The organism is Methylobacterium sp. WL19 (assembly GCF_008040005.1).
Lineage (GTDB): Bacteria > Pseudomonadota > Alphaproteobacteria > Rhizobiales > Beijerinckiaceae > Methylobacterium > Methylobacterium bullatum.
In genome coordinates, this window is sequence record NZ_VRVC01000065.1 from 1 (window position 1) to 19,194 (window position 19,194).

Here is a 19,194-nt window from a genome sequence, read left to right on the forward strand (position 1 = left end):
GGTCGGCAGCGTGCCGAGCCCGCGCGGTCCGCCGGTCACTTCCGCGCCGGAGGTCACGGCCTCCCCGTCGCGGGAGATCACCGGAACGATGCGGGTGCGCGCGGTGCCGCGATGCTGCATGCGCGACACGACCTCCTGGCCGACATAGCAGCCCTTCCTGAAATCGACGCCGGCGAGCTGGTCCATCAGCGCCTCGTGCGGGAAGGCATCGCCATAGGCGAAGTCGCGTCCGCCCTCGGGGATGCCGAGGGCGATGCGGTGGGCGTGGTAATCCGCCTCGGTGGCATCGGCCGAGAACGCGCCCTCGGCGAAGACGAGGCGCTCGCCCAACGCCGGGAGGCGCCCGTCGCGGAGGCGCTCGGTGGCGGCGGCGGTTTCGGCCCCGCCCCAGGCGGCGGCGAGCCCCAGGGTCGGGTCGACGGCGATCGTCACCTTGGCGCGCAGGCGGTAGAGCGTGAGGCGCTTGGCGAGCGCCGGGGCCTGATCGGCCGGGCAATCCAGGCGGAAGCCGTCGCCGGAGCGCCAGATCAGGAAATCGAACAGGATCTTGCCCTGCGGGGTCAGCAGCCCGCCGAGCCGAGCCTCACCCGGTTCGAGGGTCTCGATATTGCAGGTCACCACGCCCTGGAGAAAACTCGCGGCCTCCTCGCCCGCGATGACGATGACGGCGCGGTCCGGCAGCAGGGCGATCGGCATGGCAACTCCTCGAAGGTCATCCTGCAAAGGCCCCTCCGGCGCGCATCGTGGCGATGCGCCGGCGGGCCTGTCGGCAGGGCACGGCGTTGCACGCCGCGCGAGGCTGACATAAGCCGCCGCCACCCGCGTCTCAACGCCGTTCAGGAGCGACCCCGATGGACCAGCCCTTCGATCTCCTCCTCACCGGCGGCAGGATCGTCAATCACGACGGCGAGCACACCGCCGATCTCGGCATTCGAAACGGCCGTATCGCCGCCATCGGCGACCTGTCCCGGGCGGAGGGCGAGCGCCAGGATTGCACCGGCCTGCACCTGCTGCCGGGTGTCATCGACACCCAGGTCCATTTCCGCGAACCGGGCCTCGACCACAAGGAAGACCTCGAATCGGGCTCCCGCGCGGCGGTGATGGGCGGCGTGACCGCCGTGTTCGAGATGCCCAACACCAACCCGCTGACCACCGGCGCCGAGACCCTCGCCGACAAGGTGGCGCGTGGGCACCACCGCATGCATTGCGACTTCGCCTTCTGGGTCGGCGGCACCCACGAGAACGCCCATGAGGTCGCCACCCTCGAGCGCCTGCCGGGTGCTGCGGGGATCAAAGTGTTCGTCGGCTCCTCCACCGGCGCGCTCTTGGTCGAGGACGATGCCGGCGTGACGGAGATCCTGAAGCGCACCCGGCGCCGGGCCGCCTTCCATGCCGAGGACGAGCCCATGCTGCGCGAGCGCAAGGGCCTGCGGGTGCCGGGCGATCCGTCCTCGCACCCAGTCTGGCGCTCGCCCGAGGCCGCGCTGAAGGCGACGCAGCGCCTCGTGCGGATCGCGCAGGAGACGGGTGCCCGCATCCACATCCTGCACATCTCCACGGCGGAGGAGATGGTGTTTCTCGCCGACCATAAGGACGTGGCCAGCGTCGAGGTGACGCCGCACCACCTCACCCTCGACGGGACCGAGGCCTATGCCCGCCTCGGCACCCTGGTGCAGATGAACCCGCCGGTGCGCGACGCGGCGCATCGCGACGGGATCTGGCACGGGCTGACGCAGGGCGTCGCCGACATCCTCGGCTCGGACCACGCGCCGCACCTGCTGGAGGAGAAGGCCAAGCCCTATCCGGATTCCCCCTCCGGCATGACCGGCGTCCAGACGCTGGTGCCGATCATGCTCGATCACGTCGCCAACGGACGGCTGTCTCTCGCCCGCTTCGTCGACATGACCAGCGCCGGGCCGAAGCGCCTGTTCGGCATCAGCCGCAAGGGCCGGCTCTCGGTGGGCTACGACGCGGACGTGACGGTGGTGGACCTCAAGCGCCGCGAGACCATCCGCAACGAGTGGATCGCGTCGAAATGCGGCTGGACCCCCTATGACGGCGTCACCGTCACCGGCTGGCCGGTGGGCACCATCGTGCGCGGCAGGCGCGTGATGTGGCAGGGCGACCTCGTCGGCCCGTCCAGCGGCGAGGCGGTGGTGTTCGACGAGGCGCTGTCGCCGGGTTAACGGATTTACCGGCAGAGCTCGATCCCGGCCCCGAAACGCATCGAGCCGCCCGGTCCTGTCCGGGCGGCTCGATCGATCACACGCAAAACGTCAACGGGTCGGGTGCGGCCCGGTCCCGCGCCTCAATGCTGGGGGGCGGTGGTGAAGGCGCCCCCGCGGATGCGGTCGGGAAAGCCCTCGGCGTAACGCGCGGTGGCGTCCTCGCCATAGGTCATCACCAGTTCCTGGAAGGCGGCGAACAGGGCGGCCTGCGCCATGCAATCGCCGTCGAGCCCGTCGAGACAGCCTTCCGCGAACGCTTCCGAGACGTAGCCGAGGGCTACGCGCTTGTCGTCGAGATCGGCCTCGAAGGGCGCGGGGGCGGTGTCGATCTGCATGGCGATAACATCGGTTGCGCCGAAGAATGGCTCGGCGGATGACCGAAACATAGGCTGAGCTTCGCGCATCGGGAAGCCAAGAATTGCGAAGCGGTTAACGCCGGGGGTCGAATGCGACGAATTTCCTTCAGCCTTATGCCCTGTCTCCCGAAAGACACATCGCCGCCTCAGCCCCCGAAACGGCTGGCCAGGGCGTGGGACAGCCGTTCTCCCTCCGCGACATAGCGGGACGCCGCCTCCGTCGCCGATGGCGTGCAGGCCCGGTAGGTGAGGGAATATCCGCGATAGCCGCGGTTATACGCCCCGGCGAGGCGGTCCCGCCGCCCCGGCGTCACCCCTTCGGCCTCCATCAACGCCTTCATCCGGGTCGGCCATTCGGCGGCGTCCGGCGCCGCGCAGAGGCTGCGCAGGAAGGAGAGGGAGCCGATGATCTCGGAGAGCCGCATCAGGTCCCGGTCGTAGGGAGCGGGCGGCGGCTCGGCGGGGGCAGGGGGCTCCTTGTCCTTCTCCGGGGCCTTCTGCGCGGGCCGCGCCGGGTTGGGGCGCTGCTGAGCCGAAGCGAGATCGGGCATGCCCACCGCGAGGGTGGCGAACATCAGCACGGGCGACAGGCATCGCCTCACCCACGTCACAGCCACACCCCGTCCTCCGCCGCGAACCTCATCGGGCAGGTTTACACCGTTTACCGGTCGAGACGAGGAGCCCGTCGGTCTCATCGGGATTGCGTATCGCCATCCAGGCCAGCGACCTGCGCGAAGGCCTCGTCCACCGTCTCCCGCAATCCGGGCGTCGTGGCGAGATCGGCGAGCTCGTCGGGAAGAGCCCAGCGCACGTCCAGGGCCTCGGGGCCGGGGGCCGGCTCGCCGGCGGTCCAGAGGGCGGCGTGGGGATGGACGACGTAATGGTGGCGCACCCGGCCATCCTCGGCCCGCAGGATGATCTCCGTCGGGGTCAGGGAGCGGACGACCACGGCCGAGACGCCGACCTCCTCGCCGAGCTCCCGCAGCGCCGCCTGCGCCAGGGTCTCGCCGGGCTCCACCAGCCCGCCGGGAAGCGTCCAGACCCCGCGCAGGGGCTCGTTGGCCCTGGCGGCCAGCAGCACCCGCCCGTCGCGGATGACGGCGATGGACGCGCCTAAGAAGGGGCGCGCCGGGAAGAGCCGGACGTCGGAACCGTCCTCGCTCGCTGCTTCGCTCATGGGGCTCGACGTTTCTCGGTTACGGAGAGATGAGCGCCACCCGCCCGTCGGCGAGGCCGACGAGAAGGCGCGTGCGAGGGCCGTGGCCGATTGCCGCGACGCCGAAGGCGGCAAGGCCGGGCAAGGGGATGCGCTTCACCTCGCGGATGCCGTCCTTCAGGGACAGGATGGCCAGGGCGCTCCGATCCGCCACCGGCAAGGCGAGTTCGGCCACACCGTCCCCATCGGCATCGAGAACGGCCGACAGGTCGGCCCCGCCCTCGCCCGGAGACAGGGTGGTGTAGCCGGTGGCCTCGCCGACCAGTCGCAGGGCTCCGGCCTCGTAGGCCCAGAGCTGGAGGATGCCGGCCCCGTCGGGCGCCGCCACCGCGGCGATCCGGGGTTGACCGGCTTTCGAGACATCGCCGATCGCCGCGAGTGTCAGCGACTGTCCACCCGGCCCCACCGCCTGAACCGGGCTCCGGGCGAGAATGGCCCATGCCTTGTCCGGCTCCGCCGGGGATTTGGTGGACTCCGCCGAGGGCTTGCCGGGCTCCGCCGAAGGCTTGCCCAACCCTGCCGAAGGCTTGCCGACCACGACCAGAGCCGATCCGCCCTCTTGCGCCGTCACCGCCACGATGACCGGCCGGCCGTCGATGAGGATCGCTATGGGGCGGCGCAGGGCGAAGGCAGCGCCGTGACCGGCGGTGACCGCGGTGGTCACGATGGGGACGGGCTTCGGATCGGCGCTCATCCCCACCGGCTGGCGCTCGCGGATGGTGAGCGTCCCGGCACGCTCGAACTCGCTGGCATTGGGGCGGACGGGGTCGGACAGGTGGGCACTGAGCGGACCGAGAGTCGCGCGCCGGGTGCCGGCAACGGCACCGCGCGGGGTCTCGGAGACCGCGAGCCCGTCGATGGCCTCCACACCGAGAAGGGTGGTGGCGACCTTGCCGTCGGCGAGGGTCAGGGCGGCACCGCCCTCGTCGCCCCACAGGACGGCCAGGGACACATCCTCCACCACCTCGCCCTTCAACCCTTTGGGACGGGCGAGCGGAAGGAGGCCCGAGGTCGCCACAGCCAGGGAGACCTCGCTGCCGGGGCCGCGCATGGCGCGCGCCCTGAACGGCAGGTCGAGGATCGTCACGACCGGATCGGCCCGGACGGGCTGCGCGCCCAGGAGCGAGGCGACGAGAATGGAGACCGCGAGGAACGCCGAGAGCGCACCTCGTTCAGACATGCTGGCCGCCGTTGATGTGCAACTCGGCGCCGTTCACGTAGGAGGAGGCCTCGGTGCAGAGGAAGTAGATCGCCTTGGCCACCTCGTCGGGCGTGCCGAGGCGCCGCTGCGGGATGCCGGCCACGATCTTGTCGGTGCCGGGCGAGAGGATCGCCGTATCGATCTCGCCCGGCGAGATCGCGTTCACCCGCACCCCGAGGGGGCCGAAATCGCTGGCCATCTCGCGGGTGAGGCCGGCGAGCGCCGCCTTCGACGTGCCGTAGGCCGCGCCCGCGAAGGGATGCACGCGGGACCCCGCGATCGAGGTGACGTTGACGATGGAGCCCTTGGCGCGGGTCAGTTCCTCGCACAGGCCGCGTGCCAGGAGCAGGGGCGCGAAGACGTTGACCTGGAACACCTTGCGCCAGTCGCCGAATTCCGTGGCGATGGCGCCGAGGCGCTCGCCGTTCGAGCCCTTGGGCGAAATGCCGGCATTGTTGACCAGCGCATGGAGCAGGCCGCCCTCGTCGGCGAGACGGCCGGCGACTTCAGCCACACCGCGCATCGTATCCTCGGGGTCCGAGAGATCGACCTGGAGGTGATCCTCCGGCCCCATCTCCCAGGGGCAATTCTCGGGGAAGGCATGGCGGGAACAGGTGATGACCCGCCACCCGGCCGCGGAGAAGCGCTTGACCGTGGCGTGACCGATTCCGCGGCTTGCGCCCGTCAGCAGCATGACGCGGCGGCGTTCATTGCTCGATATGGCCAAGGCCGTTCCTTCAGGGTCCGGGGGCGGTGGACAGCCCAGGTCTAAGCTGCGCCAGCCGGGAAATCCAGGGTCGATCCCGCGGCGCAGCAAGGCTGGAAGCGGTCGAGACAACGCCCATTCCCGGCCGATGGCGGTTCACGGATAGAGTCTCGCCCCCTGCCAGCCGCCGCCGTCCCTCGTGAAGCGGACGCGGTCGTGGAGCCGGAACGGCCCATCCTGCCAGAACTCGATGGAGACCGGGGCGATGCGGAACCCCGTCCAGTTCTCCGGGCGCGGCACCGGCTGGTCCTCGTAGCGGGCCGACAGGGCGGCGACCTCCGCTTCCAGGGTGGCGCGGTCGGCCAGCGGCCGGGACTGGCGGCTGGCATGGGCACCGATCCGGCTCTCGCGGCGGCGGCTCGCGAAATAGGCATCCGCCTCCTCGAGCGACACGTGGCTCACGGGTCCGCGCGCGCGGACCTGCCGGCGCAGGCTCTTCCAATGCAGGACCAGGGCGGCCTGCGGGTTCTGCGCCAGTTCCTCGCCCTTGGTGGAATCGACATTGGTATAGAAGACGAAGCCCCTCTCATCGGCTCCCTTGAGCAGCACCATGCGCACGTCCGGCAGGCCGTCGGAGCCGGCCGTGGCGAGCGCCATGGCGTTGGGATCCTCGGGCTCCGCACGCTCGGCCTCGCCCATCCAGGCGGAAAACAGTCCCCAGGGGTCTGTGGACAGCGTGAAGTCTCCACCGGCCCCGAGGGGGGAGGCGGCGGGTGAGACACTGCCGGGCGTGGCCGGCTCATCGATCCTTAACCGATCCAAGGCGTAATCCTGTGAGTGAGATCCGGGTCGGGGGCACCGACGTGGGACACGATTTGTCGTCGTTCGGGTCACGTCGTGAGAACAGGTGTAATGCGTCGGAGCGAGAGTAAAGCCCAACCCGTCTCCATCCGTGCCGTCGTCGCACCCCGTCTGGCCCGCGCCCGGTGCGCGGCGGTGCTGACGTCGGGCAGCGTGGCCCTGGCCTTGTCGCTCGCCGGCTGCGGCATTCCGATCCTCACCTTCCAGAGCGAGAGCAAGTCGGAACCGGACGTGACGGTCCCCGAGCCCCTGGTCACGGGGAGCATCGACAAGCGCCCGAAGAGCTTCGGCAGCGAGATGTCCGACGAGGATTGGCGCCGGGCGCACGCGGCCCTGGCGGTGGCCCTCGATCCGCAGGGCAACGGTCGTCCGGTCAAGTGGGACAACCCGGATTCGTCCCTGCGCGGCTCCGTCAACCCGACGGGCCTTCCCTACGTCGCCAACGACCTGATCTGCCGGGATTTCCTCGCCTCGGTCATCGCGCCATCGCGCAGTCGTTTCGTGCGCGGTACCGGCTGCAAGCCTTCGGGGGGCGAATGGGAATTGACCCGTATCCGCACGGCCAAAGCCAAGGCCTGACGCCGAGAACGGCTCGGCTGTTGGCAAGATCGTGCCGCCTTTGGGATCGTCCGGCGTGGCGGCGGGTTGACGAGTGGATCGAACCGTCGAATCCTGCCGGATGACCGTTGCATAGAAGCAACATCCATTCCACATAGCGGAAGACTTCGACAGGGGCGGGCATGAGCCCGGCCCCGTGCGGCACCGAGACCGATAACAGACGATGCGCAATCCCTACGACGTGCTGGGTGTGGCCAAGGGCGCCAGCGAGGCCGACATCAAGAAGGCCTATCGCAAGCTCGCCAAGGCCTACCACCCCGACACCAACAAGAACGACGCCAAGGCCAAGGACCGTTTTTCGGAGGCCAACAGCGCCTACGAGATCCTCGGCGATGCCACCAAGCGCGGCCAGTTCGACCGTGGCGAGATCGATGCCGACGGCAAGCCCCGCGCGCCGGCCGGCTTCGACGGGTTCGGTGGCTTCGGCGGCGGTCCGGGTGGCGCCCGCTCGGCGGGCTTCGACTTCGAGAGCGCGGCACGCAACCGGGCGGGCGGCGGCGGGATCGGCGAGGACATCTTCTCGCACCTGTTCGGCGACACGTTCCGGGGCGGTGCCGGTGGCGGTCCCGGCGCCAGGGGACCGATGAAGGGTGAAGATCTCGCCGCCGAACTCTCCGTGACCCTGGAGCAGGTGGCGAGCGAGGAGAAGCTGCGGATCTCGCTGGGCTCACGCGACGTGGACGTGGTGATCCCCAAGGGCGTCGTGGACGGGCAAACCATCCGCCTGCGCGGCCTCGGGAACCCGGGCGGTCCACGCTCCTCGCCGGGCGACGCCCTGCTGACCATCCGCATCCTGCCGCATCCGCGCTTCACCGTGGAGGGGGCGGATCTGCGCACCTCCGTGGATCTGGCCCTCGAAGATGCGATCCTCGGCGGCCCGATCCGCGTGCCCACCCTCACCGGCGCGGTGGAGATGCGCGTTCCGGCCATGACGAGTTCGGGCCGGACCTTCCGCCTCAAGGGCAAGGGCCTGCCGAAGAAGGACGGCACCCGCGGCGACCTGTTCGCCACCACGGCGATCTCGCTGCCGGCGAGCGAGGACGAGACCCTCCTCGCCTATGCTAACGGGCGCCGGGCGGCGCGCACCGCCTCTGGACAGGCATAGGCGCGGACTTCCGTCCCCGGCGCACCTCCGCTAAGGATGCCTCGGCGCGAGCGCTTCCCCCCAGGTCCGGACGGGTGCGCTCCGGCGCGCGACGGCCTCTGGCTCAGGTGACTCATGGCGGACACGAACCCGGTACACGATCACGTCGGCGGCTTGCTCGCCGGAAAATGCGGTCTGGTGCTCGGTGTCGCCAACAACCGGTCCATCGCCTGGGGCATCGCCAAGAGCGCCCATGCCCACGGCGCCAAGCTCGCCTTCAGCTACCAGGGCGATGCCCTGAAGAAGCGGGTCGAGCCCCTGGCGCGCGAGCTCGATGCCCATGTGGTTGGCCATTGCGACGTCACCGACGGCGCCTCCATCGACGCCGTCTTCGCGGAAGCCGGCCGCGTCTTTCCGCAGGGGATCGACTTCGTCGTCCATTGCATCGCCTTCTCCGACAAGGACGAGCTGACGGGACGCTACGTCGAGACCTCGGAGGCGAACTTCACCAAGTCGCTGATGATCTCGTGCTACTCGTTCACGGCGGTGGCCCAGCGCGCCGAGAAGCTGATGCCCAACGGTGGCTCTCTCCTGACGCTGACCTATTACGGCGCCGAGAAATGGATGCCGCATTACAACGTCATGGGCGTCGCCAAGGCGGCGCTGGAAGCCTCGGTGCGCTATCTCGCCGCCGATCTCGGCCCCTCGAAGATCCGCGTCAACGCGATCTCGGCCGGCCCGATCAAGACCCTGGCCGCCTCCGGCATCGGCGACTTCCGCTACATCCTCAAGTGGAACGAGTACAACGCGCCCCTGCGGCGGACGGTGACCATCGAGGAGGTCGGCGAGACCGCCTCTTACCTGATATCGGACATGTCGCGCGGCATGACCGGCGAGATCCTCCATGTGGATGCCGGCTACCACGTGGTCGGCATGAAGAACCCGGACGCGCCGGATCTGAGGCTCGACAGCAAGGAGTGAGGCGGGCCGCGTGCGGGAGCGCGCCGCGCCGGCCTGCCCCGGCGGATAAGGCGAGGGACCGACCCGCTCCGGGGCCGCGTCCCGCCGAGGCCCTGTCCCCATGAAGACCCGTCCCGCTTTCGATGATGCGGCGTCCGCCGGGATCATCACCGCCGAACAGGCACGCGCGCTTTCCGCCTTCTATGCCACACGGCCGGGAGGGGCCGTCTCCTTCGATCTCGCCCACGTGCTCTGGTATGCCGGCGCCCTGGTGGTCATCGGCGCCATGGGCCTGTTCTCGACCCTCGCCTTCGGGATGATGGGCGGACCGGCTCTCACCGCCACCGCCCTGATCTACGCGGCGGCCTTCGTCGCCGCCGGGCGGCACCTCCGCATCGCGCACGACCTGCCGGTCCCCGGCGGTCTCCTCATCGCCTGCGCCGTGGCCATGACGCCGCTCGCCGTCTACGGCCTGCAGGAGAGCTGGGGCTGGGGCGAGCAGGGCCGGCCGGGCGCCTATCGCGACGTCTTCACCTGGAACAAGGGCGGCTGGGTGCCCATGGAAGCGGCGACCCTCGTGGCCTCGGCCATCGCCCTGCGCGCCACACGCTTCGGCTTCATCACCCTGATCGCGGCGGTGGCCCTGTGGTTCCTGTCCATGGATATCGGCCTCTGGGCCACGGGGCCGGATCTCGACTGGGAAACCCGCCGGACGATCTCGCTCTGGTTCGGCCTCGCCCTCATCGCCTTCGCCTGGGCGGTGGACCTGCGCCAGAAGCGGACGGATTACGCGTTCTGGCTCCATCTTTCCGGCATCCTCACCTTCTGGGGCGCCCTGACGTGGCAATCCTCCGACAGCGAGGTGGCGAAGGCGCTCTATGCCCTGTTGAACGTTGCGCTCATCGGCCTCGCCATCTTCCTGTCTCGGCGGATCTACGCGGTGTTCGGCGCCATTGGCGTGGCACTCTATCTCGGCGACCTGGCGAACCGCGTCTTCAGGGACTCGCTGCTCTTCCCCTTCGCCCTGTCGCTCATCGGTCTCGGCCTGATCGGCCTCGGCATCCTCTACCAGCGCCATGCCGACAGGATCGGCGGGACAATGATGCGGTCGCTGCCGGGATCTCTCCGGCGCTGGCGGCCCGACCACGGCGACAGGGCATGACCGGCTGAGCATGAGAGCCCCCGTCAAGCGTCGTCGGCTTCCGCGAACTCTCCCGACAGCTTGAGCCCGTCGATCCAGGTCGCCCCGTCCCGCTTGAACACCCGGCGGGGCGACACACCGCCCTGCTCCTCGATCGCGTCGGCCAGCCGCTCCGAATGGGTCACCAGCCAGACCTGTGTGCGACGCGACGCGGTCACGATCATCCGTGCCAGGGGATCGAGCAGGTCCGGGTGGAGGCTCGTCTCCGGCTCGTTGAGGGCGATGAAGGGCGGGAGCCGGTAGGCGAGGAGGGCCCCGGCGAGGGCGAGATAGCGAAGCGTCCCGTCCGACAGTTCGGCGGCCTCGAACACGCGCTCGGGGTAATCGGGGAAGACCATCCCGAAGCTCGCCTCGCGGCCGGGCGACGGAATGACGAGGCGCGCCCCGGGGAAGGCATCGCCCACGGCCCCGTCGAGATCGACGGTGTCCTCGCGGATGTGCCGGAGGGTGGCGAACACGGCGGCGAGGTCGGATCCGTCCGACGACAGAGTCGGCGTGGTGACGGCGAGGCAGGGCCGGCGCAGGGCCGAGGCCGCGTCGGTGCGGAAATCGTGGTGGAAGCGCCAATCCAGCAGCGCATGCCGGACGAGATGCAATTCGGGAAACGCGACCGCGTCCTGAAGTGCCGCGAGCGCGGTTTCCGTGGCGAGGAGACTCGTGCCGAGAGAGCGCTTGCGGCCGTCATCGCCGCGCACGAAGCCGGAAGGCCCGTCACGCTCGAGCATGGCCGCCGGCCGCCGGCCCGACAGGACGGTGAGCCGCTCCCGCTTGATCTGCGGTTCGAGCAGGAAGGCGGCCCCCCTGGGGCCGTCCTCCGACTGGGGCACCAGACCGACCTCGATCTCGTATCGGTAGGCGACGGACGCAGCCTCGTCGCCGAGCTCGACGGACCACCCCACCCGCACCGGCCCCTTGCCGCTGCGTGGTCCGGCCCAGACGACCGAGTCCATCCCGCCCTCCGCCGCGAGATCACGCACCAGCGTGCCGGCGGCGGCGGCCTGCAGGCGTTCGAGCGCCCGGTAGAGGTTGGTCTTGCCGACGGCATTGGCCCCGATGAAGACCGAGAGGGCCTCCACCGGAAACCGGATGGACCGCAGGGAGCGGTATCCCGAGGCCGCCACGTCGCGGACGGTCAGCATGCGCGCATTCTCAAGCACCGGCTCCCGACGCACGAACCATCGTCGCGCGGTCGGATCAGGTCAATCCGGCACCGTCAGCTCGGCGATGCCCGGCTGAGCGTCCGGATAGCGCGGATCCATCGCTTCCAGGGTGTTGGCGATGGTGCGGGCGACGAGGAGGTTGCGGTACCATTTGCGGTTGGCCGGCACCACATGCCAGGGCGCGTGCGAGGTGGAGCAGCGGCTCAGGGCATCGGTGAAGGCGCCCTGATAGGCGTCCCAGGATTGGCGCTCGACGAGGTCGGCCGCATCGAACTTCCAATGCTTCTCGGGATCGGCGATCCGCGCCTCCAGGCGCTCCTTCTGCTCGTCCTTCGAGATGTGAAGGAAGAACTTCAGCACGGTGACGCCCGACAGGGTCAGCATCCGCTCGAAATCGTTGATGAGGTCGTAGCGCGGTCGCCATACCCCCTCCGGCTCCAGGGACTTCACTCGCACCACGAGCACATCCTCGTAATGGCTGCGGTTGAACACGCCGATCATGCCGCGCCCCGGCACCTTGGCGTGGTAGCGCCAGAGGAAGTCGTGATCGCGCTCCTCCGCGCTCGGGACCTTGAACGACCACACCCGACACCCTTGCGGGTTCACCCCCTCGAAGACCGACCGGATGGTGCCGTCCTTGCCGCCGGTATCGATGGCCTGGAGCACCACGAGAAGGCTGCGCCGATGCTCGGCATAGAGCCGCTCCTGCAACTCCTGGATGCGGCCATGCTCCACGAGGAGCGCCTGTTTGGACGCCTCCTTGTCGAGCCCGCCATCGGCATTGGCGTCGATCGCGGCGAGATCCAACGCCTCGCCCGGCTGCACGGTGACGATGCCGGCTGCCGCGCAGGAGGCGAGGGCGGCCGTGTCGACCGGGCTTTCGCGCTTGGCATGGCGCATCGCCGAACGGGCCCAGGCGGCGGAGGAGGGCGGCTGGTCCGATTCCGAACGTGGGCTAAGCGGTTTGGGCTTGCGCGCCCTCGTGGTGTCCGATTGGCCCGAATGCCGCTTGCCGCGCTTCTTCGCCATGATCACATTTCGCCTTATACGATATTCAATCGATGCCGCGGGCACCGCACCAACGCACCGCCGCTCCGGGAAAGCAGTGTGCCGATGCCTGTAACGCCTGGAGCAACCTTGAGCGCGACAACGATCCGCGGCCGTGCCCGTTCCGGACAAGCGCGGCGCCCCGCCACGAACGGCCGGCGCGCATGACGGTGTATTTCATCCGCCACGGCCAGACCGACTGGAACGCGGAGGGCCGCCTCCAGGGCCAGCGCGACGTGCCTCTCAATGCCACGGGCCTGGGCCAGGCCGAAAGCGTGGCCGAGCGACTGAAGGCCGTGGCGGGGGCCAGCCTTGCCGAGGCCGCGTTCGTCGCGAGCCCGCTCACGCGCACGCGACAGACGATGGAGGTGCTCCGGGCCAGCCTCGATCTCGCGCCGAAGGCCTACGCCGTCGACACTCGCCTGATGGAGATCAACTTCGGCACCTGGGAGGGTTCGACCTGGGCCGAGATCCGCCGGCGCGACAGCCGGGGCGCCCTGGCGCGCGACCGGGACCGCTGGGGCTATCGTCCGCCGGGCGAGCATGGCGAGAGCTATGCCATGCTGGTGGACCGGGTCAGGCCGGCGATCGCGGACCTGCAGCGGCCGGCGGTCATCGTCGCCCATGGCGGGGTCGCCCGCGCCATCCTGGTGATCCTCGGCTATACCAGCATCCGCGAGGCCCCCCGGATGGGCATCCGCCAGGGCAGCGTCCTCGTCCTCGACCAGTCCCGCTGGCGCTGGGCCTGATCCGCTTTCTCCGCGAAGACCGGTTCTAGGCGGCTCGGCAAACGTGCTAAGCGGGCGCGACCACAGTGGGGCGCCGCGATTTCGGCACGATCCGGGCGCCTAACCCGGCCAAAAGGACGGTCTCGCAGCGGCGGGGCCGGCAGCGGAGCATCGGATGAGCAGTCTCGCCGAGACGACCCGGCCTCGGGCGGAGTCGCTTGTGGACAAGGCCGAACGGGGCGAGATCGGGTCGCATAGCGGCGCCGGAGCGCCGGAGCGGAAGGCCGTGCTGCGCGGAGAGAGCCGCCCGGACCTCATCCGGGACGAGGTTCTGGGAGAGATTTTTTCCGACAGCGCCCGCCTGCGCCCCGACCATCCGGCCATCGTGGACGGCGCGAGCCGGGACGCGGCCGGCCGTCATCCAAAGTTCACCTATGCGGAGGTCGAGGCCCGCGCGCTCGCCATCGCCCGTGGCCTGAATCATCGCGGCATCGGCCCCGGCGACGTCGTCGGCCTCTGGATGGCGCGCGGCCCCGACCTGCTGATCGCCCAGATCGGCATCACGATGTCGGGAGCCGCATGGCTCCCCTTCGATGCGGAGGCTCCCGCCGACCGCGTGGCGGTCTGCCTCGACGACGCGCAAGCCAAGCTGCTCCTGGTCTCGCCCGCCCTCGCGCCCCAGGCGCCCACGGGAACCCCGTCCCTCACGACGGAGGCGCTTCTCGCCGAGGTGCCGGCGGATGCGCCGCGCCCCGATCCGCGCGGCGCCGGCCTCACCCCCGCGCATCCGGCCTATCTGATCTACACCTCGGGCTCGACGGGATTGCCCAAGGGCATCGTCATCAGCCACGCCAATATCTGCCACTTCCTGCGCTCGGGGAACGCCCTCTACGGCATGCGGCCGGACGACGTGGTGTTCCAGGGCGCCTCGGTGGCGTTCGATCTCTCGATGGAGGAGATCTGGGTTCCCTACCTCGTCGGCGCGACGCTGTTCGTGGCGAGCCCGGCCATGATGGGCGATGTCGAGGCGCTGCCCGACATCCTCACGCAGAACCGCGTCACCGTCCTCGACACGGTGCCGACGCTGCTCGCCATGCTGTCTCAGACGCTGCCGAGCGTCCGCCTCGTGCTCCTGGGCGGCGAGGCCCTGCCCGAGCCCCTGGTGGCCCGCTGGGCTACGGCCTCCCGGCAATTGTTCAACACCTACGGACCGACCGAGGCCACGGTGGTGGCCACCGCCGCCGAGATGCGGCCGGGCGAGCCCGTCACCATCGGCGGCCCGATCCCGAACTACTCCGTCTATGTCGCGAGCGAGGGACTGGAACTGCTCGGGCCCGGCCAGCAGGGCGAGCTCCTCATCGGCGGCCCGGGCGTCGCCAAGGGCTATCTCCAGCGTCCGGAACTGAGCGCGGAGAAATTCGTCGCCAACCCGTTCGCCTCCGATGGGACCGATCCGGTTCTCTACCGCTCGGGCGACGCGGTCTCCCTCGATGCGCAGGGGCGGATCCTCTTTCACGGCCGCATCGACGACCAGGTCAAGATCCGCGGCTTCCGAGTGGAGCTCGGCGAGATCGAATCCCGCATCCAGGCGCAGGCCGGCATCAATCAGGCGGCGGTGGTCCTGCGCCAGGACGACGGTGTCGACCGGCTCGTCGCCTTCCTGATTCCGGAACGGGGAACGGAGTTCGACAAGGCCGCCCTGCGCCACACCCTCGCCGAGCAGATGCCGCCCTACATGGTACCGGGGCATTTCGAGGTGGTGGAGGTGCTGCCCCGCCTCACCTCCGGCAAGGTCGACCGCAAGGCCCTGCGCATCGCGACCCTCACGGTCGCCGACCTGTCGGGCGAGCAGGAACTGCCCGACAACGAGACCGAGGCGGCGATGCTGGCCGCGGCCAAGCAGGTGTTCGGCAACCAGCCGATCCCGTTCGAGGCCGACTTCTTCACCGATCTCGGCGGACACTCGCTTCTGGCCGCCCGCTTCGTCGGCGCGGTGCGCGAGGCGCCCGCGCTGGCCGCCATCACCCTGCAGGACGTCTATACGAGGCGCACGCTGCGGGCGATGTCGGAGGCGCTGATCGAGCGCACCGGCGGCGTCGGTACGCAGATGGCAGTGCGCGACCTCGGATTCGTAGCGCCGCCGCTCCTGCGCCGCGTCCTCTGCGGAACCGCGCAGGCCCTCGCCCTGCCTTTCGTCATCGCGCTCGCCACCTCGCAATGGCTCGGCATCTTCGTCACCTACCTGCTGCTCACCGGCGGCTCGCTCGGCTTCTTCGGCGAGATGGCGGTGCTGCTGCTGGTCTATATCGGCATCAACGCCGTCACCGCCTCCATCGCGGTGGCCGCCAAATGGCTGATCCTAGGGCGCACCAAGCCCGGCCGTTACCCGCTCTGGGGCGTCTACTATTATCGCTGGTGGCTGACGCAGCGGTTGACCCCGCTCGTCCACGTGAAATGGCTCCAGGGCTCGCCCGCCATCGCCATCTACCTGCGCCTGCTGGGCGCGAAGATCGGCGCGGACGCCCTCATCTCGGACATCGAGGTCGGCGCACCCGACCTCCTCACCGTCGGGGAAGGAGCCTCGCTCGGCGGCCGCCTCGTCATCGCCAATGCCGAGGTGGTGGGCAACGAACTCGTCATCGGCCCCGTCAGCATCGGCGCCGATGTCGCCATCGGCACCTCCTGCGTCATCGGCCCCGAGACGACGATCGGCGATTTCGCGGAGATCGCCGATCTGACGACGATTCCCACCGGCACGGTGGTGGGACGCGCCGAGCAATGGGACGGTTCGCCCGGCCGCAAGGTCGGCACGGCCGATCCCGCAGACCTGCCGGAGGCCGCCCAGGCCTCGCCCCGTAGGCGCGCCGGGTTCCTGGCCGCCTACGCCTTCCTGCTCGCGGCGATCCCGGCCGTCGGCCTGCTGCCGATTTTCCCGGCCTTCTACATCTTCGACCAGCTCAGCGACTCGCTCAGCGACATCACCGACATCGACTACCACTGGTACCTGCCGCTGCTGACCTGGCCCACCGCCATGCTGATGACGGCCGGCACGGTGCTCCTCATCGCGGGCATCCGCTGGCTCGTCCTGCCGCGGGTCTCGTCGGGCACCTACTCGATCCATAGCGGCTTCTACCTGCGCAAATGGGCGGTGGCGCTCGCCGCCGAGGTGACGCTGGAGACGCTCTCCTCGCTCTTCGCCACGGTCTACATGCGGGCCTGGTACCGGCTGATGGGCGCGCGGATGGGGCAGGGGGCGGAGATCTCCACCAACCTCGCCGGGCGTTACGATCTGGCGGATGTCGGCGCGCGCAACTTCATCGCCGACGAGGTGGTGTTCGGCGAGGAGGAGATCCGCCGGGGCTGGATGCACATGCATCCCGTGAGCACCGGCGCACGCGTCTTCGTCGGCAACGACGCCGTGGTGCCGCCGGGCGCGGTGATTCCCGACGACATGCTGGTGGGCATCAAGTCGAAGCCGCCCGCCAACGAGTTGATGGCGCCGGGGGATACGTGGTTCGGCTCGCCGCCGATCAAGCTGCCCTCGCGCCAGAAGGTCGATCTCGGTTCCAGCGCTCAGACTTACGAGCCGGGTCTGGGACCGAAGCTGCGGCGCGGCATCTTCGAGGCCTTCTCGACCTCGTTCTCGCCGATGCTGTTCATCACGCTGGCGATCTCGGCCATCGATTTCTACTTCTACCCCGCGATCCTCGCCCAGGACTGGACCGGTCTCGCCATCAGCTTCGTCGTCGTCAGCGTCGCCATCGCCTTCATCCAGTCCTTCACCGTGATCGGGGTGAAATGGCTGCTGATGGGAGTCTACCAGCCCGGCATGCGGCCGATGTGGTCGTGGTGGGCCATGCGCACCGAGGCCGTGGCCGTGCTGTACTGGGGCCTGGCCGGCAAGGTGCTGCTGGAGCATCTGGTCGGGACGCCGTTCCTGCCCTGGATGCTGCGCCTGCTCGGAGTCAAGGTCGGCCGGGGCGTCTGCATGCTCACCACCGACATCACCGAGTTCGATTGCGTCACCATCGGCGACTATTCGGTGATCAACCGGACCTCGGCGCTCCAGACCCATCTCTACGAGGACCGGATCATGAAGGTCGGCCGGGTGGTGGTGGGCGAGGGCGTGTCCGTGGGTGCCTTCTCCACCGTCCTCTACGACACCAAGGTCGGCGACTACGCGCGGCTTCGCCCGCTCACCATCGTGATGAAGGGCGAATCGATCCCGAGCCATTCGGAATGGGAGGGGGCGCCGGCGGTGCCGGTGATTCACAGGGCGGCGGGGGCCTGACGCGGGGCCTGCTCTTCCCGTTTGACGGTCCTCAAAAAGCTGTAGGATGGCGCCATGAACGATATGGCACCCGTTTCACTTCCAAACCCGCAGGGCCTCGTCGGGACGTGGCGGCGGTTCGGCCAGGTCGGTCCCGTCTATGAGATCGTCAGCGTGGGCAATGCGCTTGCGGATGGCGAGTGGCTGATGCGGGTTCGCGTGCTGGAGACCGGTGAGGAGATCGATTATCGACTCGCCGACGTGCTGGACGATCCCAGAGAGCGGTGATGTTCGCTATCGCGTTCGATCTGGCGGTCGCGGAGGCACAGACCCAGCATCCCAAAGGAGTGTCGCAAGCCTATAGCGACATCCGCACCACCCTCTCCGGGCATGGTTTCGACTGGGTGCAGGGCAGCCTCTACACCAGCAAGGACGAGGATCTGGCCAAGCTGTTCTCGGCCATCACGGCTCTGAAGGGGCTGAGCTGGTTCCAGCAATCGGTACGCGACATCAGAGCCTTCCGTGTCGAGCAATGGTCGGATTTCACCGCCTTGATCAAGAGCTAGGCAGCGCTCGCGCTATCTCAGCCGATCGCCGGGCATACTTCTTCCCAATCGATGAAAGCCGGCGGAGCTTGGCGCTACGCCGGCCTTCGAGGGAGGATCGCGGACGGCAGATCAATTCCGCTCGCCGGTCTCAACCCACCTGATCTTTCGGGCCGAGCCGCTTGTCGAGATAGGTGTCGACCGTCTGGGTCAGCTCGTCGACCTTGCCGTCGAAGAAGTGGTTGGCGCCCTCGACCACCTGATGCTCGATGATGACGCCCTTCTGCACCTTCACCTTCTCGATGACCGGCATCACCTCGCGGGCGGGAGCCACGCGGTCCTCGGAGCCGTGCACGAACAGGCCGGAGGACGGGCAGGGGGCCAGGAAGGTGAAATCGTAGCGGTTGGCCATGGCCGCGATCGAGATGAAACCCTCGATCTCGGGGCGGCGCATGAGCAGCTGCATGCCGATCCACGAACCGAACGAGACGCCGGCGATCCAGCAGGCCCGCGCCTCGGGATTGACCGACTGCACCCAGTCGAGCGCCGAGGCCGCATCGGACAACTCACCCGTGCCATGGTCGAAATTGCCCTGGCTGCGGCCGACGCCGCGGAAATTGAAACGCAGGGCCGCGAAGCCGCGATTGGCGAAGGTGTAGAAAAGATTGTACACGATCTGATTGTTCATCGTGCCCCCGAACTGGGGGTGCGGATGCAGCACGATCGCGATCGGCGCGCCCTTCTTCTTGGGCGCCTGGTAGCGCCCCTCGAGACGGCCGGCGGGTCCGGTGAAGATGACTTCGGGCATGGTCTTTCCAAAACTCCTGGCGCCGCAGTGCGAGGGCAACCCATCCTTGTCGGCCAACGCGCCTTGACTCGCTGCGCCGCACTCTTAAAAACGCTCTTAGAATAATTCTAGGTTATTAGAATCATTCTAAACTAGATCGTTTCGAGAGATCTCGGATCGGTCGTCTCCCGAAGCTCGGCGCTTGGCGAAGACGTGTCGTTCCGGC

General features: G+C 69.1%; 19 protein-coding genes. 9 read left to right on the top strand and 10 right to left on the bottom strand.

The genetic code is table 11. From position 1 onward, the window contains the following. The coding region (locus FV220_RS14070) for a folate-binding protein (protein ID WP_246689465.1) at nt 1-696 on the bottom strand (696 nt) is incomplete at its 3' end. 155 nt (nt 697-851) lie between these two features. Here FV220_RS14070 and FV220_RS14075 point away from each other — a divergent pair. Beyond that, nucleotides 852-2,186 carry a dihydroorotase gene (locus FV220_RS14075; protein ID WP_147832096.1) on the top strand — a complete coding sequence of 445 codons (1,335 nt, stop codon included), beginning with the start codon at nt 852-854 and terminating at the stop codon, nt 2,184-2,186. Nucleotides 2,187-2,308: 122 nt separating this feature from the next. Here the strand turns inward: FV220_RS14075 and FV220_RS14080 are convergent, their stop codons facing one another. The 6 genes from FV220_RS14080 to pdxH all read right to left on the bottom strand — a co-directional run bounded on the left by FV220_RS14080 (nt 2,309) and on the right by pdxH (nt 6,442). Next, a complete protein-coding gene (locus tag FV220_RS14080) occupies nt 2,309-2,563 on the bottom strand; it encodes a hypothetical protein (protein WP_026175868.1) in 255 nt (84 codons plus the stop codon). 167 nt (nt 2,564-2,730) lie between these two features. Continuing rightward, nucleotides 2,731-3,135, bottom strand: a complete 405-nt coding sequence (locus FV220_RS14085; RefSeq protein ID WP_238253949.1) for a TIGR02301 family protein — start codon at nt 3,133-3,135, stop codon at nt 2,731-2,733. Between the two features lie 140 nt (nt 3,136-3,275). Further along, nucleotides 3,276-3,761 carry an NUDIX hydrolase gene (locus FV220_RS14090; protein ID WP_056149273.1) on the bottom strand — a complete coding sequence of 162 codons (486 nt, stop codon included), beginning with the start codon at nt 3,759-3,761 and terminating at the stop codon, nt 3,276-3,278. 19 nt (nt 3,762-3,780) lie between these two features. Beyond that, nucleotides 3,781-4,980 carry a hypothetical protein gene (locus FV220_RS14095; RefSeq protein WP_147832097.1) on the bottom strand — a complete coding sequence of 400 codons (1,200 nt, stop codon included), beginning with the start codon at nt 4,978-4,980 and terminating at the stop codon, nt 3,781-3,783. Continuing rightward, entirely contained in the window at nt 4,973-5,695 is a 723-nt protein-coding gene (locus FV220_RS14100; RefSeq protein WP_056149277.1) for an SDR family oxidoreductase, read from the bottom strand. The genes FV220_RS14095 and FV220_RS14100 overlap by 8 nt, the downstream gene beginning before the upstream one ends. Before the next feature lie 168 nt (nt 5,696-5,863). Beyond that, complete coding sequence (pdxH, locus tag FV220_RS14105) at nt 5,864-6,442, bottom strand: pyridoxamine 5'-phosphate oxidase (RefSeq protein WP_147832110.1); 579 nt, start codon at nt 6,440-6,442, stop codon at nt 5,864-5,866. 177 nt (nt 6,443-6,619) lie between these two features. On the opposite strand from pdxH, the gene FV220_RS14110 reads away from it, so the two are divergent. The 4 genes from FV220_RS14110 (at nt 6,620) to FV220_RS14125 (ending at nt 10,392) form a co-directional block, all read left to right on the top strand. After that, on the top strand, nt 6,620-7,147 hold the full coding sequence (locus FV220_RS14110; protein ID WP_082473321.1) for an RT0821/Lpp0805 family surface protein: 528 nt from the start codon (nt 6,620-6,622) through the stop codon (nt 7,145-7,147). 202 nt (nt 7,148-7,349) lie between these two features. Beyond that, on the top strand, nt 7,350-8,291 hold the full coding sequence (locus FV220_RS14115) for a DnaJ C-terminal domain-containing protein (RefSeq protein ID WP_147832098.1): 942 nt from the start codon (nt 7,350-7,352) through the stop codon (nt 8,289-8,291). A gap of 114 nt (nt 8,292-8,405) precedes the next feature. Beyond that, a complete protein-coding gene (gene fabI, locus FV220_RS14120) occupies nt 8,406-9,251 on the top strand; it encodes an enoyl-ACP reductase FabI (RefSeq protein WP_018043432.1) in 846 nt (281 codons plus the stop codon). A gap of 100 nt (nt 9,252-9,351) precedes the next feature. Continuing rightward, entirely contained in the window at nt 9,352-10,392 is a 1,041-nt protein-coding gene (locus FV220_RS14125; protein WP_147832099.1) for a hypothetical protein, read from the top strand. 23 nt (nt 10,393-10,415) lie between these two features. Here FV220_RS14125 and FV220_RS14130 read toward each other — a convergent pair whose 3' ends face one another. Together FV220_RS14130 and FV220_RS14135 are read right to left on the bottom strand one after the other, a co-directional pair. Continuing rightward, nucleotides 10,416-11,570, bottom strand: coding sequence for an AAA family ATPase (locus tag FV220_RS14130; protein ID WP_147832100.1), 1,155 nt, complete (start codon nt 11,568-11,570; stop codon nt 10,416-10,418). A gap of 60 nt (nt 11,571-11,630) precedes the next feature. Next, nucleotides 11,631-12,620: a polyphosphate kinase 2 family protein gene (locus FV220_RS14135; RefSeq protein ID WP_147832101.1), complete on the bottom strand. Its 990-nt coding sequence runs from the start codon at nt 12,618-12,620 to the stop codon at nt 11,631-11,633. A gap of 182 nt (nt 12,621-12,802) precedes the next feature. On the opposite strand from FV220_RS14135, the gene FV220_RS14140 reads away from it, so the two are divergent. The 4 genes from FV220_RS14140 (at nt 12,803) to FV220_RS14155 (ending at nt 18,202) form a co-directional block, all read left to right on the top strand. Continuing rightward, complete coding sequence (locus FV220_RS14140) at nt 12,803-13,387, top strand: histidine phosphatase family protein (RefSeq protein WP_056149290.1); 585 nt, start codon at nt 12,803-12,805, stop codon at nt 13,385-13,387. A gap of 154 nt (nt 13,388-13,541) precedes the next feature. Further along, nucleotides 13,542-17,657: a Pls/PosA family non-ribosomal peptide synthetase gene (locus FV220_RS14145; RefSeq protein ID WP_246689466.1), complete on the top strand. Its 4,116-nt coding sequence runs from the start codon at nt 13,542-13,544 to the stop codon at nt 17,655-17,657. Nucleotides 17,658-17,711: 54 nt separating this feature from the next. Continuing rightward, the gene (locus tag FV220_RS14150; protein ID WP_056149292.1) at nt 17,712-17,924 is read left to right on the top strand and encodes a DUF5397 family protein; all 213 of its coding nucleotides are present in this window, start codon (nt 17,712-17,714) and stop codon (nt 17,922-17,924) included. Beyond that, nucleotides 17,924-18,202 (top strand): virulence factor, encoded by a 279-nt coding sequence (locus FV220_RS14155; protein WP_056149294.1) that lies wholly within the window; start codon nt 17,924-17,926, stop codon nt 18,200-18,202. The genes FV220_RS14150 and FV220_RS14155 overlap by 1 nt, the downstream gene beginning before the upstream one ends. A gap of 130 nt (nt 18,203-18,332) precedes the next feature. Here FV220_RS14155 and FV220_RS14160 read toward each other — a convergent pair whose 3' ends face one another. Continuing rightward, a complete protein-coding gene (locus FV220_RS14160; protein ID WP_018043440.1) occupies nt 18,333-18,989 on the bottom strand; it encodes an alpha/beta hydrolase in 657 nt (218 codons plus the stop codon). Nucleotides 18,990-19,194 lie beyond the last annotated feature (205 nt).

Excerpts from the sequence above, each read along its gene's own strand:
- FV220_RS14110 (WP_082473321.1), top strand. The coding sequence starts at position 6,620 with ATGCGTCGGAGCGAGAGTAAAGCCCAACCCGTCTCCATCCGTGCCGTC.
- FV220_RS14075 (WP_147832096.1), top strand. The coding sequence starts at position 852 with ATGGACCAGCCCTTCGATCTCCTCCTCACCGGCGGCAGGATCGTCAAT.
- FV220_RS14150 (WP_056149292.1), top strand. The coding sequence starts at position 17,712 with ATGAACGATATGGCACCCGTTTCACTTCCAAACCCGCAGGGCCTCGTC.
- FV220_RS14100 (WP_056149277.1), bottom strand. The coding sequence starts at position 5,695 with ATGCTGCTGACGGGCGCAAGCCGCGGAATCGGTCACGCCACGGTCAAG.
- FV220_RS14130 (WP_147832100.1), bottom strand. The coding sequence starts at position 11,570 with ATGCTGACCGTCCGCGACGTGGCGGCCTCGGGATACCGCTCCCTGCGG.
- FV220_RS14090 (WP_056149273.1), bottom strand. The coding sequence starts at position 3,761 with ATGAGCGAAGCAGCGAGCGAGGACGGTTCCGACGTCCGGCTCTTCCCG.
- FV220_RS14125 (WP_147832099.1), top strand. The coding sequence starts at position 9,352 with ATGAAGACCCGTCCCGCTTTCGATGATGCGGCGTCCGCCGGGATCATC.
- FV220_RS14145 (WP_246689466.1), top strand. The coding sequence starts at position 13,542 with ATGAGCAGTCTCGCCGAGACGACCCGGCCTCGGGCGGAGTCGCTTGTG.
- FV220_RS14085 (WP_238253949.1), bottom strand. The coding sequence starts at position 3,135 with ATGCCCGATCTCGCTTCGGCTCAGCAGCGCCCCAACCCGGCGCGGCCC.
- FV220_RS14135 (WP_147832101.1), bottom strand. The coding sequence starts at position 12,620 with ATGGCGAAGAAGCGCGGCAAGCGGCATTCGGGCCAATCGGACACCACG.
- FV220_RS14155 (WP_056149294.1), top strand. The coding sequence starts at position 17,924 with ATGTTCGCTATCGCGTTCGATCTGGCGGTCGCGGAGGCACAGACCCAG.
- FV220_RS14160 (WP_018043440.1), bottom strand. The coding sequence starts at position 18,989 with ATGCCCGAAGTCATCTTCACCGGACCCGCCGGCCGTCTCGAGGGGCGC.
- fabI (WP_018043432.1), top strand. The coding sequence starts at position 8,406 with ATGGCGGACACGAACCCGGTACACGATCACGTCGGCGGCTTGCTCGCC.
- FV220_RS14095 (WP_147832097.1), bottom strand. The coding sequence starts at position 4,980 with ATGTCTGAACGAGGTGCGCTCTCGGCGTTCCTCGCGGTCTCCATTCTC.
- FV220_RS14115 (WP_147832098.1), top strand. The coding sequence starts at position 7,350 with ATGCGCAATCCCTACGACGTGCTGGGTGTGGCCAAGGGCGCCAGCGAG.
- FV220_RS14140 (WP_056149290.1), top strand. The coding sequence starts at position 12,803 with ATGACGGTGTATTTCATCCGCCACGGCCAGACCGACTGGAACGCGGAG.
- FV220_RS14080 (WP_026175868.1), bottom strand. The coding sequence starts at position 2,563 with ATGCAGATCGACACCGCCCCCGCGCCCTTCGAGGCCGATCTCGACGAC.